The sequence below is a fragment of the Caballeronia temeraria genome, assembly GCF_001544795.2.
GTDB lineage: Bacteria > Pseudomonadota > Gammaproteobacteria > Burkholderiales > Burkholderiaceae > Caballeronia > Caballeronia temeraria.
The window spans coordinates 103,817-116,829 of sequence record NZ_FCOI02000013.1 but is presented as its reverse complement, the minus strand read 5'-3'; the positions used below and the strand labels follow the sequence as shown (position 1 = coordinate 116,829).

13 protein-coding genes are annotated in these 13,013 nt (G+C 62.1%); 6 read left to right on the top strand and 7 right to left on the bottom strand.

The annotated features are described in order from the left end of the window. Positions 1-21 precede the first annotated feature (21 nt). A complete protein-coding gene (locus AWB76_RS19720; protein ID WP_061161823.1) occupies positions 22-927 on the top strand; it encodes a LysR substrate-binding domain-containing protein in 906 nt (301 codons plus the stop codon). 14 nt (positions 928-941) lie between these two features. Here AWB76_RS19720 and AWB76_RS19715 read toward each other — a convergent pair whose 3' ends face one another. From AWB76_RS19715 to AWB76_RS19705, 3 genes are all read right to left on the bottom strand, one after another. Further along, a complete protein-coding gene (locus tag AWB76_RS19715) occupies positions 942-1,337 on the bottom strand; it encodes a hypothetical protein (RefSeq protein WP_061161822.1) in 396 nt (131 codons plus the stop codon). 999 nt (positions 1,338-2,336) lie between these two features. Continuing rightward, the gene (locus AWB76_RS19710) at positions 2,337-3,866 is read right to left on the bottom strand and encodes a sensor histidine kinase (protein WP_061161821.1); all 1,530 of its coding nucleotides are present in this window, start codon (positions 3,864-3,866) and stop codon (positions 2,337-2,339) included. Then, positions 3,863-4,594 carry a response regulator transcription factor gene (locus AWB76_RS19705; RefSeq protein ID WP_061161937.1) on the bottom strand — a complete coding sequence of 244 codons (732 nt, stop codon included), beginning with the start codon at positions 4,592-4,594 and terminating at the stop codon, positions 3,863-3,865. Before AWB76_RS19705 ends, AWB76_RS19710 begins: the two co-directional genes overlap by 4 nt. Before the next feature lie 182 nt (positions 4,595-4,776). On the opposite strand from AWB76_RS19705, the gene msrB reads away from it, so the two are divergent. The 3 genes from msrB to msrA are packed head-to-tail and all read left to right on the top strand — an operon-like array spanning position 4,777 to position 7,881. After that, positions 4,777-5,292 (top strand): peptide-methionine (R)-S-oxide reductase MsrB, encoded by a 516-nt coding sequence (msrB, locus tag AWB76_RS19700; RefSeq protein ID WP_061161820.1) that lies wholly within the window; start codon positions 4,777-4,779, stop codon positions 5,290-5,292. 40 nt (positions 5,293-5,332) lie between these two features. Then, a complete protein-coding gene (locus AWB76_RS19695; protein WP_061161819.1) occupies positions 5,333-7,144 on the top strand; it encodes a cytochrome c biogenesis protein DipZ in 1,812 nt (603 codons plus the stop codon). A 23-nt stretch (positions 7,145-7,167) separates the two neighbouring features. Further along, positions 7,168-7,881, top strand: a complete 714-nt coding sequence (msrA, locus tag AWB76_RS19690; RefSeq protein ID WP_061161818.1) for a peptide-methionine (S)-S-oxide reductase MsrA — start codon at positions 7,168-7,170, stop codon at positions 7,879-7,881. Here the strand turns inward: msrA and AWB76_RS19685 are convergent. After that, positions 7,845-8,972, bottom strand: a complete 1,128-nt coding sequence (locus AWB76_RS19685; protein WP_061161817.1) for an aminotransferase class I/II-fold pyridoxal phosphate-dependent enzyme — start codon at positions 8,970-8,972, stop codon at positions 7,845-7,847. The two genes, msrA and AWB76_RS19685, sit on opposite strands and share 37 nt — an antisense overlap. A gap of 94 nt (positions 8,973-9,066) precedes the next feature. Here AWB76_RS19685 and AWB76_RS19680 point away from each other — a divergent pair, with 94 nt between their 5' ends. Further along, on the top strand, positions 9,067-9,960 hold the full coding sequence (locus AWB76_RS19680; RefSeq protein ID WP_061161816.1) for a LysR family transcriptional regulator ArgP: 894 nt from the start codon (positions 9,067-9,069) through the stop codon (positions 9,958-9,960). 9 nt (positions 9,961-9,969) lie between these two features. Here the strand turns inward: AWB76_RS19680 and AWB76_RS19675 are convergent, their stop codons facing one another. The 3 genes from AWB76_RS19675 to AWB76_RS19665 form a co-directional block, all read right to left on the bottom strand. Continuing rightward, positions 9,970-10,347 carry a DUF427 domain-containing protein gene (locus tag AWB76_RS19675; protein WP_061161815.1) on the bottom strand — a complete coding sequence of 126 codons (378 nt, stop codon included), beginning with the start codon at positions 10,345-10,347 and terminating at the stop codon, positions 9,970-9,972. 93 nt (positions 10,348-10,440) lie between these two features. Next, positions 10,441-10,773, bottom strand: coding sequence for a DUF4148 domain-containing protein (locus tag AWB76_RS19670; protein ID WP_061161814.1), 333 nt, complete (start codon positions 10,771-10,773; stop codon positions 10,441-10,443). A 92-nt stretch (positions 10,774-10,865) separates the two neighbouring features. Further along, on the bottom strand, positions 10,866-11,774 hold the full coding sequence (locus AWB76_RS19665; protein WP_061161813.1) for a ketopantoate reductase family protein: 909 nt from the start codon (positions 11,772-11,774) through the stop codon (positions 10,866-10,868). Between the two features lie 460 nt (positions 11,775-12,234). Between AWB76_RS19665 and AWB76_RS19660 the strand changes: the two genes are divergently transcribed. Further along, positions 12,235-12,945, top strand: coding sequence for a FadR/GntR family transcriptional regulator (locus AWB76_RS19660; protein WP_061161812.1), 711 nt, complete (start codon positions 12,235-12,237; stop codon positions 12,943-12,945). The last annotated feature ends 68 nt before the right edge of the window (positions 12,946-13,013 follow it).

Genomic DNA, 13,013 nt, shown 5'->3' with positions numbered 1-13,013 from the left:
GTTCATGCATAAGGTGTTTCCATGAGGCGCATCCCAAACTTCGTACTCCTACGCGCATTCGAAGCGGCTGCGCGTCTCGAGAGCTTCACGCTCGCCGCCAGCGAGCTTCACCTCACGCAATCGGCGATCAGTCATCAAGTCAAGGAGCTCGAACAGTATTTCGGCAGACCGCTCTTTCATCGGCGCAACCGGCGCGTGGAGACGACTTCCGAAGGCCGGCGCCTGCACGAGAGCCTGGGCCGCGTGTTCGATGTAATCGAGGCCGCCTGCGCCGAGGTCACGCTCGATCCGCTTGCACAAGTGCTTGCGGTGCACTGTGCGCCGAGCTTCGCCGCGAAATGGCTCGGGCCGCGTCTGCCCGAATTCATGCAGGCGCATCCGAACGTGACGATACGTCTGTCATCGGATGCCGAGCCTGCCGACCTTGCACGCGCGCGCGAAGTCGATGTCGCCATTTCATATGGATTCGCGCATGATCGTCCGGGCGTCGTGTCGCGAGCATTGGGTATGGAGCGCATCATCCCGATGTGTTCGCCGTTGCTGTTGCAAAAAGGTGTACCGGCATCGGATCAGATCGGGCACATGACCCTGATCGACTCCCAATTGAGCCGCGTGACGTGGCCCGGCTGGTTCGCGCTCAACGGACTCGAAATGCCGCGCGGGCCGCGCCCTTCATTCGACCGGGCGGCGCTCGCGATATCGGCGGCAGTGGATGGCATGGGCGTCGCGCTGGAAACGACGCGCCTTGCGGAGCGTGAGCTTGCGCGCGGTGATCTGATCGAGCTGGGCGCGGGTGTATTCGCGCCGCTCGCGAGGGAGACGCACTTTCTCTGCTATCGCGAGAATGAACGCGATGTCGAGAAAGTGAAATGCTTCTGTGCCTGGGTGCTTGCAAAGGCTGGGCTCGACGAAGCGAACGAAGCTTAGAGCCCGGGCCTGTATTACGCTGCCTGTTGCGCCCTTTGCTCTTCGAGCATGCGTGCATGGGCATACACGCGGTCCCGCTCGCGCTGGACGAGCGTGCGCTTGCGTGCAAGTGTCTGACGATGATATTTCGGATCGCCCATCTGCATCACGTATTCACCATGCCGATGCCGCAAGTAGCGCTGGAAAAACTCCGCGCCGGGCAAGCCGCTGTCGAGCGCCATGAGCACGCCGTAGTCGATATCGCGCACGTCGCCGAGTGTCTTGATCGCGGATTCGAGTGCGGCATAGCGCTCGGGAAGCGGCACACCCTTGTCACATAATGCATGAAAGCGCTGGTAGGTCAGCACCTGCCCGTGTGACGCACATCGCCATATTGCTTTCGCAAGCCGTTGACTGAGTTCCGTTTCCACGTTTCCTCCCGCATGGTGCGCGGATCATATGCGTGTGACAATCCCACCGTCATTCGAAGATCGACGACGGAAACCGGTGCAATAAAGAAATCACCTGCAACGCCAGCGTTATGCGCGACGCGCGCCGCGGCGCTACGTCGATTTGCTCGCATCTTTAAAAGCTATCACGCAAAGCAGCTACGCTAAAGCGAACTATCTTCAAAGACTGGGCTGAACTGGTTTTATGAAAATCACGTATTTGTATTTCCCGCGCCGAAAGAAAGAGCGCGAATAGCGAAGAACACGAAATGCGTAAAACGTCTATGCTTATCGCATCTTGCACGATGCCCCGGCGACATGACGCACGAAGCTACACCGCGGCCAGCGCAGCGATGACTTGCGAAATACACTTGATACGAGCGATGCAGCGCGAAGCGCGACGTGCGTGCGCTTTCGTTTATTATCGACCTCGAAGGGTCCGTTTGAATGCCACGCCACGGTGCCGACTCTTTAGACTGAAACGTAAAGCGGCGACTGTGACTCGATTACATGCTAGCAAACATATTGCTGGAAACCAAGAAAAGTTTCCACTCGGTGACGTGCCGCCGCTTTCACGCCGCTGTCATTCGGCATATTTTTCCACGGCGGATGAACCGCCTTATCATCATCGCTTTGTTCGATGCAAATGATAAGCAAGCGCTAAAGAAGCGACTAAATGTGCTTAAGCAATGACGCTAAACGGAATGCGCGAAGATTCGCCCGTTCTGGCTCGGTTGCGCGTGCCGCATCATGCGCGAGCCGGTCCTTAAGATTGTTTTAAGCCTGAGAGACTAAAACGTCATCATAGACAGACAGGATGACGGCTCAATGCCGCTCCTGCCAGTTTGTCGCTTATTGGCTTTCATTCGAACGTCCACGCGGATGGTCTGACCGGGCAACGTCTCAAGCGCATCCCAACAGCGCGATCAGGCGCAGGCGACGACCATCCCATTCAGCCCGGCAGGAATGCCGGGCTTTTTTTTATTCACGGTAGCCGCGCGCGTGCTGCGCGCCATTGCCGGCCTGCGCAATGGCGGCGGGCAAGTCGAATCGAAACGTAGTACCTGTGCCCTGCGTATCGATCAGGCGAATCTGGCTACCGTGCAATTGCAGCATGCGCTGAACGATGAGAAGTCCCAGCCCGCCGCGATGCGCGCTGCCCGATGCGAACGGACGCAGAAAAAGCGCTTGTCGCATGGCGGGCGGTATGCCCGGCCCCGTATCGCTGATCGTGACTTCGACTCTGTCGGTTTGCTCGCTGGCAAGTGCCAGCGTGACTTCCACAATGCCTTTCTCAGGCGTATGACGGATCGCGTTGTCGAGCAGATTCGTCAGCACACGCTCGATCATGCCCAGGTCCGCCACTACGTTCGGCAGGCGCGGCGCGATCTGCGCATTCAGGCGCACGCCTCGCGATTGCGCGGGCAGCTCGAATTTCTCGAAGACGTCCTGCACGAGATCGGCCAGAGAAAAAGGCTCGGCTTCGGGCGCAACCATGCCGTGTTCGAGCTTCGCGAGTTCGAACAAGGACTGCGCGAGGTGGCCCACCTTTGCACTCTGCGCAAGCGCGATCGACAGATAGCGACGCCGGTCCGTATCGGGCAGCGTGTCGGATTTGAGCGAGAGCGTCTCCAGATAGCCATGCAGCGACGAAAGCGGCGTGCGCAAATCGTGCGAGATATTCGCCACCATCTCGCGACGTTCGCGATCCTGCTGACCGAGCGCGCGCCACTGCTCACCGATGCGCTCGGCCATCTGCGCGAACGCGCTTTCGAGCACCGCGATCTCGTCGTGTTCGGTCGCGCGCGCGTCGGGTGTATCGCTTCCGGCACGAGTCGGCGGTTCTGCCGGCACGCCGCGCGCGTCGAACTTGCGCATGGCTTCGGCGAGCCGGCGCAAGGGCCGCGTGACGAGCCCGAACGCGAAGACGCCGGCAACAAGCCCGAGCAACGTGACGAGCCCCATCGATGCGAGCGTGGTGCGCAACACCGCGCTCGCCGATGCCTTCGCGGCGAGTGCATCGTGCTCCTCGCCGAGCAGCACGATGTACACATAGCCGAACGGTGGCTTGCCGGGCGCGGCGAGCGGCGCGGCGCTGAAGACCTTGCGCTTGTCGTCGCTGCGCGGATCGTCGCCGAGAATGGGCAACGGCGCGCCGTCAAGAAACTGGCGCACCGGCGCAAGATCGACGTGATCGCGCTTCAGATGTCCAGGCGGCGCATCGTCGGCGCGCACGCGTCCCGTGTTGTCGAGCAGATAGACTTCGACGCTCGGGTTCACCACCATCAACTGGCTGAAGAGCCGGCGCACGGCGGGCGCGTTGATATCGTTCGCATCGGCGAGCGCGCCATCACGCGCGATATGCGCCGCGAGCCCGCGCGAGAGGCTTTGTATGACCTCCTTCTCGCGCAGGTCGCTTGCGCGGATCTGCAGCCATGCCGATGCACCGCAGCATGCGAGCAGCAGCACGCAGAACACCGCGAAGAGCCGTTGTGACAAGGTGAGCTTCACGGCGCGCCATCCTTGCCTTCCGGCGATTGCAGCGCGAGCTTATAGCCGTGACCCCATACGGTAAGAACGCGCTTCGGATCGGCGGCATCCTTCTCTACTTTCGCGCGCAGCCGGTTGATATGCGTGTTGACGGTGTGCTCATAACCTTCATGCCGATAACCCCACACGGCATTGAGCAGATCCATGCGCGAGAACACTTTGCCCGGATGACGCGCGAAGTGATACAGCAGATCGAATTCGCGCGGCGTGAGTTCGATGCGCGCGCCATCGACCCATGCTTCGCGCGCGAGCGGATCGATCGCGATGCCCGCCACTTCGATGCGCCCCGCGTCGATCCGCGAGTCCTTCGCGACTGCATCGACGCGGCGCAGCAGCGCCTTTACGCGCGCGACGAGTTCGAGCACGGAAAAGGGCTTCGCGAGATAGTCGTCCGCGCCCAGTTCAAGCCCGAGTATGCGGTGCACCTCGCTGGAACGCGCACTCGTGATGATGATCGGCGTATAGCGCGTCATGGCGCGCGCGCGGCGGCAGATCTCGAGGCCATCGACGCCGGGCAGCATCAGATCGAGTATCAGCGCATCCCAGCCGCCCTGCTCCAGCAGGCGCAACCCTTCGGCGCCGTCGGCGCTGTGCACGACTTCGTAGCGCTCGTCGCGCAGATTGAGACTCAGCACATCGGCGATATGCATGTCGTCTTCGACGATCAGAATGCGTTTCGGATGATCCATGAATGTCATCGGCACAAAGAAAAACATGCGCGCCCAATCCGCAGAAGAAAGCACGGGCGCCTGTGCCATTGTGCAGAAAAGCGCGCGGCCAAGTATCACATTTAATTTAACTTTCGGTGAGGACTCGGGGATGCGCGCGCGAATACGATGCCGCTACACCACTCGAAAACGAGGAACGCATCATGCAAACCCGCCGCCGCTTTCTTCTGACGGGCACCGCCGCAGCCGCCGCCGCGTTCGCCCTGGGCGGGCGCCTGCGCGCGCTCGCGGCGGGTACGGAGCCGCAATCGTCATCGCAGGAACGCTTCGAAATCGTGCATAGCGACGATGAATGGCGTCGCCTGCTCAATCCGGTCCAATACGACGTGCTGCGCCGCGAAGGCACCGAACGCCCTTATACGAGCCCGCTCAACGACGAGCATCGCATGGGCACGTTTAGTTGCGCGGGCTGCAAGCTGGCGTTGTTCTCATCGCGCACCAAGTTCGATAGCCACACGGGCTGGCCGAGCTTCTGGGCGCCGCTCGATCACGCGGTCTCGACGCGCATCGACGGTTCGTTCGGCATCGAGCGCACGGAAGTGCATTGCCGGCGTTGCGGCGGACATCTGGGCCACGTCTTCGACGATGGTCCGAAACCCACCGGACTGCGCTACTGCATGAACGGCGTTGCGATGAATTTCACGCCGGGCGCTGCGTGAATCGCGCGCACCTTTTGATCAACCTCGACCCGACATCATCATGCTGCTCATCGTACTTGCCTATCTCGGCGGCGCGCTGACGATTCTCAGTCCGTGCATCCTTCCGGTGCTCCCTTTCGTGTTCTCGCGCGCGGACCAGCCGTTCGTCAAGAGCGGCCTGCCCTTGCTGGCGGGCATGGGTCTGACCTTCGCCGCGGTCGCGTCGCTCGCGGCTATCGGCGGTGGCTGGGTCACGCAGGCCAATCAATACGGCCGATGGGCGGCCATCGTCCTGCTCGCGATATTCGGCCTTACGTTGCTTTTGCCGGGTTTCGCCGAGCGCATGATGCATCCGCTCGTGAGCGCGGGCAATCGTCTCACCGCGTTTGCGCAACGCGGCGATGGCAAGCCGACGTTCGGCGGATCGTTCGTGCTGGGCATTGCGACGGGACTGCTGTGGGCGCCTTGTGCAGGCCCCATCCTCGGACTCGTGTTGACGGGCGCAGCACTCAACGGCGCAAGCGCCGGTACCACGCTATTGTTGCTCGCCTATGCGGCCGGCGCGGCGACGTCGCTCGCGGTTGCGTTGCTGATCGGCGGACGCGTGTTCGCCGCGATGAAGCGCTCGCTCGGCGCGGGCGAATGGGTGCGGCGCGGCATCGGCGCGGCGATGCTGCTCGGCGTCGTCGCGGTCGCACTCGGGCTCGATACCGGCGTGCTCGCCCGAGTATCGACGGTCGCGACGTCGGGCTTCGAGCAGCAACTCGTCGACAAGCTCTCGAACAAGAGCAATGGCGCGATGATGATGTCCGCGAACACCAGCAACAGCGGACCCACGATGATGCGCACGAGCACCGAGCCGCCGAAGTCGTCGAATCCTGCGCCGCTGCCGGTGGAAGGCACGTTGCCGCCGCTCGATGGCGCCGTGCAATGGATCAACTCGCCGCCGCTCACGAAGGAAGCGTTGCGTGGCAAGGTCGTACTCGTCGATGTATGGACTTACTCGTGCATCAATTGCTTGCGCACGCTGCCGTATGTGAAGACCTGGGCGCAGAAGTATCGCGATCAGGGGCTTGTCGTGATCGGCGTGCATGCGCCTGAGTTCGCTTTCGAGCGCAACGTCGACAACGTGAAGAAGGCTGTACACGATCTCGGCATCGACTATCCCGTCGCGATCGACAATAACTTCGCGATCTGGCGCGCGCTGAATAACCAGTACTGGCCGGCGCATTATTTCATCGATGCAAAAGGCAATATCCGCTATCACCATTTCGGCGAAGGCGATTATGCGCACTCCGAGCACGTGATTCAGGAACTGCTCGCCGAAGCCGGTCATGGCACGGCGCCTGATGTAGCGATGAGCGCGAAGAGGAGTGACGACGACATCGGCCAGGGCGCGATGATGCAAGCCGATAACGCGGACATGCGCTCGCCCGAAACCTATATCGGCTATGAGCGCGCGGAGCAGTTCATGTCGCCGGGCGGCGAAACGCCTGATCGCATTCACGACTATGCCGCGCCCAACGCACTCGACGTCAACGACTGGGCGCTCGCGGGCGCGTGGAAAGTCGGCGCGGAGCACGCGACGCTCGAAGGCACGACCGGCCGCATCGTGTATCGCTTTCATGCGCGCGATCTGCATCTCGTGCTCGGGCCGACGAAGGACGGCAAGCCGGTGCGCTTTCGCGTGAGCATCGATGGTGCGGCGCCGGGCGCATCGCATGGCAGCGACATTCAGGCGGACGGAAGTGGTACCGTGACCGAGCAGCGCCTCTATCAGCTCGTGCGGCAAACGGGCCCCGTCGCGGATCGCACATTCACGATCGAATTTCTCGACCCTGGCGTCGAAGCGTACGCATTCACGTTCGGTTGAACGAGACTTCTTGAGGAGCAGAGATGTTCAAGACCACCAGCATGACATTCAAGGCCGCGAGCGTGGCCATTCTGTTCGCCGGCGCGTTCGCTTTGCAGCGCGTCGCGCATTCGAGCGAGGCCGCCGTGAAGATTCCGCCGCCCGCGCACGACGAAACCGCAGGCGCCGTGCATACGGAAACAGCCGTGTTTTCAGGCGGCTGCTTCTGGGGCGTGCAAGGCGTGTTTCAGCACGTGCGCGGCGTGAAGGAAGTGATGTCGGGTTATACGGGCGGCGCGGCGAACACCGCGCAGTACGACCGCGTAAGCGAAGGCGACACGGGTCACGCGGAATCGGTGCGCATCACGTATGACCCGGCGCAGGTCTCGTACGGCAGGCTGCTGCAGATATTCTTCTCGGTCGCGCATGATCCGACCGAGTTGAACTATCAAGGCCCCGATCACGGCACGCAGTACCGCTCGGCCGTCTTTCCGACGAACGCGGCGCAGCGCGATATCGTCAATGCGTATATCGCGCAGCTCGACAAGGCGCATGTGTATCGTGGCAAGATCGTCACGAAGATCGAGGACTACAAGGGTTTCTATCCGGCCGAAGGCTATCACCAGAACTATCTGACGGAGCATCCGGAAAGTCCGTATATCGCGATCAACGATCTGCCCAAGGTGGCGAACCTCAAACAGATGTTTCCGGATGCGTATCGTCAGGATGCGGTGCTCGTGACGGTGGCGTCCAAATAGGCATCGAGGATCGCGAGCACATCGGGCATGTTGCGACGACCGAAGCCGAGGCGGACGTGCGCATCGCCGTGATCGATGAGCGTCGACGGCAGCAGCAGCACGCCCGTGCGTTCGAGCAGTTCGGCGCAGAACTGTTCGGCGCTTTCGTGCTTCAGGCGTACGAAGCCGATTGTGCCCGCGCGCGGACGATGCCATTCGAAACGATCCGCGTGACGCGCGAAGAACGCGTCCAGCACGCGCAGATTCGCACGCACGATAGAGACATTGCGTTCGATGAGCGCATCGGTGTGGCGCACCGCGATCGTCGACAGATACTCGCTCGGCGCGCTGTTGCTGATGGTCAGATAGTCTTTGAACGTGCTCATGCGTTCGAGCACTTCGGCGCTTTGCGTGGCGATCCAGCCGACGCGCAGGCCCGCGAGTCCGTGCGTCTTCGAGAGCGCGCCCAGCGAAACGGCGCGTTCGTACACATCGCAGGCAGCGGGCAGACGATCGGCGGGATCGTGCTCCAGACCGCGATACACCTCGTCGCTGAACAGCCATAATCCGTGTCTGCGCGCGAAGGCGACGATCGCATCGAACACGTCACGCGACGGCAGATAACCGGTCGGGTTGTGCGGCGCGCAGATGACGAGCGCGCGCGTCTCCGGCGTGACGAGCGTTTCGAGTTCGTCCGGATCGAGCGCCCAGCCCGCTTCCTCACGTGCTTTCCACGGCGACACGTTCACACCCATCGCTTCGGCCACCGCGTAATGCGACTGATAGCCCGGCGTATGCACGATCGCGTGATCGCCCGGCGCGAGCATCGTGTGCACGAACGAATAGATCGCTTCCTGCGCGCCCGTATGCACGATGATGTCGTCCGCGCCGATGGTCTCGTACAGCGTGGCCAGTTCGCGTCGCAGCGCGGGCGCGCCCGGATATTCGGTGTAACCGAGCCAGGTTTCGCGCAATCCATCCATCGCATTGGGTTCGTACGCAAGCAATTCGCCGATCGACATCGACTCGGGATCGGAACTGCACAGCAGATGGCGCGCGGTGAATTCGTGCTTGGCGAAATAGCGTTCGAGCTTGAAGGGATTCGGCTGCATGGCGTCGCTTGATCGGGATCGGAGAAGGCCTTAGTCTGCGTTACATACGCAGAATCGAACAGCTAAACTTTCTAATTTCGATTAAGGAACGCTAATGCTCGACTATGCTCTGCTCGACGCGTTGCTCGCCGTCGTGCGCACCGGTTCTTTCGAGCGTGCCGCGCGCGAACTCAACGTCACGCCATCGGCGGTTTCGCAACGCGTGAAGCTTCTGGAAGAGCGCGTGGGCAGCCTGCTCGTCAAACGCGGCCAGCCTTGCGAGGCCACGGCATCGGGCGCGCTGCTGTGCCGCCACACCGAACGTGTGCAACTGCTGGAGGCAGAACTGGGCGGGCGCATGCCGAGCTTGCCGGGCACGCAGGGGGAGCGGCGCGCGAAGCTGCGCATCGCCGTGAACGACGACAGCATGAGCACATGGTTCATCGACGCCGTGGCGGCATTCTGCATCGAACGTGAACTGCTGCTCGATCTCGTCGTCGACGATCAGGATCACACCGCGCAACGCATTCGCGCAGGCGACGTGCAAGGCGCGATCACCACGCAAGCCGAGCCGGTGTCGGGCTGGCGCTCGACGAAGCTCGGACGCATGCGATATCGCGCGGTGTGCTCGCCTGCCTACTTCGCGCGATATTTCGCCGACGGCCTTACCCGCGGCGCGTTACGCCGCGCGCCCTGCGTCAATTTCAACGAGAAAGATGAATTGCAGAAACGCTTCATCAAGCGCGTAAGCCGAACCGAGTTCGAGCCGCCCGCGCATGTGGTGCCGCATGGCGAAGGCTTCTTGCGTGCCTGCACGTCCGGACTTGCATGGGGAATGTGTCCGCAACCGCTCGTCGCGCAGCAACTCGAAAGCGGCGAACTCGTGGAGGTATCGCCAGGTTCGCGCTTCGACGTCGATCTCTACTGGCAAAGCTGGCGTCTTTCGCTCGGCTGGCTCGACGATTTCAGCGCGATGCTCAAGCACCGCGCCAGAACGTTTGTCGATTGAAGATAAAGATCACGCGTCGCTGGTCTCGAACGAATCCACGCGATCGCGATAAAACGCGAGATGGTCCTTTATCGACGCAACGGCTTCATATGGCGCCTCATAGGTCCACACGGCGTTGGCCGCTTTTTGTCCACCTGACGGAATGCTGTAGTAGCTGCATTCGCCTTTGTAAGGGCAATAAGTCGTGTGCGCGGTGCGTTCGAGTTGCGTCATGTCCACGTCCTTGCGCGGCACATATAGCACCTCTGGATACGAGGCTTCGCGCAATGAAAGCGCAGCGGTCGTATCCACGATCATACGCCCGCCCGCTTTCACGATCACGCGCAACGGACTGCGCTCGATCGTGATCGGGTGATCGGGGCCGGGCATCTTGACGGCTTTATCCATGAGTCTCTTCCTGCGAAAGAACGCATTAAAGCGAACGGAAGAGCCGATAGTAACGCCGTTGCATCAATCACGCTCAACCCGGCCCGGACGGCATCAACGGCCGAAATAGACAGGCTTCGTGCCGTCGTTGTCCAGCGGGGGCATCATGCGCATGCCTGAAGCCGACCGGCCTGCACTCGCCCCGCCGTACGAGTTCATGTCGGCGTGAGAGGCATTGCCCTGACGCGATGCGCGGCTCTCTGCGGCCTGGATATCCGACGGATAGGAAGTCTGATCCGAGCGCGACGGATCGTAGCCTGCGGCCTCGACCTGACGCAGATCCTGCTTCACCTGGGCGCGCGTGGTCGACGAATCGGCTTGCGCGAACGAGAGTGCCGGCGCCACCACTACGGCGACGACGGCCACGGCTTTGACGAACGATTTCATGGTGATCCCTCCGGTATGTTGGGCTACGCACGGTGTTTTCTGTGTGTGCTCCATAATTCAGCATCGCCCGTGCCCGCCCTTACCTTCGTCCGTCACTTGATCGCGCCCTGCGAAGCCTTCCCCTCGATCGCCTTGACGAGCGCGTGCAGCACGCGATTCGCCGGCGTCGGCACGCCGAGCGCTTCGCCACGCCGCACGATCAACCCGTTCAGGTGATCGATCTCGCTCGTTTTGCCGCGCGCGAGATCCTGCGCCGTCGACGAGTATTGGTTCGGCATCGTCTCCGCGATGCGGCGCACGGCGGCATCGACATCGCCGGGAATGGTCACCTTGTCGGCTTTCGCGACAGCGACGCATTCATCGACGATATCGCGCATCGTCCGCGTGATGCCCTCGCCTTGCACAAGTTTCCCGTAAGGCAGTCGCGTGATCGCGGACAGCGCGTTGTAGGCGCAATTCAGCACGAGCTTCGCCCATAGCGCGCCGCGCACGTTGCCGGAGATCTCGGTCGGGACGCCCGCCGCCACGAACTCGCGCGCGACCTCTTCGCTCTTCGTCGATGGCTCGATCACGAGTTCGCCGCGACCGTTGTGCTTCACGTGTCCCGGCCCGGCCATTTCCGCCGCGACATACACGACCGCAGCCGCCGCTTCCTGCGGCAACAGTTCGCGCAGGCGCTCCGCATTCTCGACGCCGTTTTGCAGCGAGAGCAAAAGCGCATCGTGATCGAGATGGGGCGCGAGTGCGTTGGCCGCGCTGTCGGTGTCGGTGGACTTCACGCAGAAGAGCACGAGTTGCGCATCTTTGGCCGCGCTCGCATCGGTGCTCGCGGCCACGCGCACATGCTCGTCGAAATGCTGCGTGTCGAGCCGCAAGCCGTCGCGCCCGATCGCCTCGACATGCTGCGGCCGCGCGATCAGCACGACCTCGTGACCCGCGCGCGCGAGCATGCCGCCGTAATAACAACCGACGGCGCCCGCACCCATGACGGCGACTTTCATGTTTCGCTTCTCCTCGTTGCGATGTGTTTGCTATGGCTCGAAAAGGTAACACACGGATGGGCACGATCCTTCGCGTCAAGGATGTTGCGCAAACGCTTGCGGAATTCGCAGCATTTCGCCCGTTGCTCCGGCGCACCAAAATTTGTGGGCGGACGCACGATAGTCAGTCGAATTCGCGGTGCACCATATTGTTAAAACCGGCCACGCACAATACCCTTTCTTCAGCGGATCGACGAGGCTGTCCAAACAATGCCGACCGCTGCGGGGTGTGCGGCCGAGGCCGCATCGCGTAGATGAATCTGGGGACCAAATACACGACGTGCCGGGGGGAAACGCTTCGCGCGAGTGGTCGACCGTGCGGCGCACCGAGGCGTCGTGAACTTAGACAAGCGCTGGCTTCGCTGCTCGAAACCGAGTAGCGGGAAGCCGCAAGCGTGGGCGTTATCACGAGAACAACAACATGAATCATGGATATGAAGCATCGCTCGTCAAGCGCGTGGTGAATCAACTCGTCGCGGGCATCGTGAGCGGCGAATACCAGGACAACGTGCTTCCGCCACAGGTCATTCTTTCGAAGAAGCACGGGGTGAGCCGGACCATCATGCGCGAGGCTTTGAGCATTCTCATCTCGCGCCGCATGCTCGACGTGCGCCCCAAGACGGGCACGCGCATCAAGCCTGCGAAGGAATGGCTCATCATGGACCCTGAAGTGGCCGAATGGCGCATGCGTGCACTGCACGATCCCGATTGCATCCGCAGGCTGATGGAGTTTCGTGCGCTCGTCGATCCGCCCGCCGCCGCGCTTGCCGCGACGCGTGCGAACCGGCATCAGCGCATCGCCATCAATGCGGCTTATCAGCGGCTTCTGCATGCGAGCCCTTCCGAACCCTTGCAGTCCGCCGCGGAAGAGGCGCTGCAGGCCGCTATCGTCGATGCAAGCGGCGACGAAGTGCTGCGGCAGATGGGCAGCGTCGTGCGCGTGGGCATCCGCACCATGAAGGCGGCCTTACGCAATCAGCCGCATGCGCTGCCGCGCGTGCCCGATTCGCAGCTCGGCGATTACGGCAGGCTCGTGCGCGCGATCGAAACCGCCGACGGCGACGGCGCGCGCATGGCCATGTCGCAGGTGCTTTCGCGCACGGCGTCGCTCTGGATCGAAGAAATCGCCTGAAATCGGCTTTTCGCTGCATTCCGGTGCCGCGGCCGTGAGGCCGCCCGCATTGCCTTCCCGGCTCATCC